This is a genomic window from Arthrobacter sp. I3, from assembly GCF_000520575.1.
GTDB lineage: Bacteria > Actinomycetota > Actinomycetes > Actinomycetales > Micrococcaceae > Arthrobacter > Arthrobacter humicola_A.
The window spans coordinates 1-1316 of sequence record NZ_AZSB01000560.1; the positions used below are offsets into that span (position 1 = coordinate 1).

Sequence of the window (1316 nt, forward strand, 5' to 3'; positions counted from 1 at the left end):
GCCGCTGTCTACCCCGCTGCCCGCTAGGAGCACCCATGCCTTCCGCAACCCGCCCCACCCGCATCGGCATGATCGTGCCGTCCTCCAACACCTGCCTCGAGCCGCAAAGCTACCGGATCCTCGGCGACCGCGACGACGTGACAATCCACTTCGCCAGGATCCAGGTCACGCGGATCGCCCTCGACGATTCCTCCGACCGGCAATTTGATGCCCCGGCAATGCGGGCTGCCGCCGAGATCCTGGCGACCGCCGACGTCGACGTCATCGCGTGGAACGGCACTTCAGGATCGTGGCTCGGCGCCGATCACGACCGCGAACTCGTCAGGGGAATACAGGACGCCACCGGCATTCCCGCCACCACCTCCACACTGGCCTACATGGAGGCCTTCCGGTCCTTCGGCACCGAGCGGATCGGGCTGTTCACCCCGTACACGGAGGACGTCAACGAACGGATCGTGGCGTCCTACGAACGGGACGGGATCAAAACACTTGACCACCGTTTCCTCGGCCTGAGCGACAACGAATCATTCGCCCGGGTCTCCGACGCCGAGATGCGGCCCGGATCGCTGGAACTTGCGGCACAGAACCCGGACGCGCTCGTGTACCTCTGCACCAATCTCTACGGTGCCAACATCGCGGAGGAAATCGAGGCGGCCATGGGCGTTCCCGTGCTCGATTCGGTGGCCGTGACCCTGTGGCACTGCCTCAAAATGGCCGGCGCCTCGCTGCTCTCCCCGCGGTGGGGCAGGCTGCTCACCTCAGTCTGACCGCCAAGGCAACGCGGGGTCAGATACGGCCGATGCCGGGCTGCTTTATGGGCCGTATCTGACCCCGCGTTGGCTTGTGTACCGACCTTTCAACCGATTGTGACTGCCGGGCCGCGGTGATGCGCCGCTGATGTTGACGCGTCCCAGCCTCTCTCGATAATCTCGAAATGCAAGAAAGTTTTTCCACATAATGAAAAATATTGATCACCATTCAACGATGAAGAGTGAGGTGGACGTGGCTGCAGGAGAAGATACCTCCCATATCCTCAGCGGGTTGACAAACCAGCTGCCTGATCGTGATCCGGAAGAGACCGCCGAGTGGCTGGAGTCCCTGGATACCCTGATTCAGGAACAAGGCACCGAACGTGCCCAGTACATTATGCGCAGCCTGCTCCAGCGGGCCGGCGCGCAGTCCGTGGGTGTTCCGATGGTCACCACCACGGACTACGTCAACACCATCCCGGTCGACCAGGAAGCGGCATTCCCCGGCGATGAAGAGATCGAACGCAAATACCGCGCCTGGCTGCGCTGGAATGCCGCCGTGATGGT

At 62.6% G+C, this 1316-nt stretch carries 1 protein-coding gene and 1 pseudogene; both read left to right on the plus strand.

Features of this window, described 5'->3' with window-relative positions; translation table 11 throughout:
- Positions 1 to 35 precede the first annotated feature (35 nt).
- Positions 36 to 767: a maleate cis-trans isomerase family protein gene (locus tag Y706_RS0102710; RefSeq protein ID WP_028275363.1), complete on the plus strand. Its 732-nt coding sequence runs from the start codon at positions 36 to 38 to the stop codon at positions 765 to 767.
- Positions 768 to 984: 217 nt separating this feature from the next.
- Positions 985 to 1316, plus strand: a pseudogene (locus Y706_RS23230) (pyruvate dehydrogenase (acetyl-transferring), homodimeric type); the annotation flags it as partial.

Bases quoted from the DNA above. Each gene is read 5' to 3' on its own strand.
- Y706_RS0102710 (WP_028275363.1), top strand. From the start codon at position 36: ATGCCTTCCGCAACCCGCCCCACCCGCATCGGCATGATCGTGCCGTCC.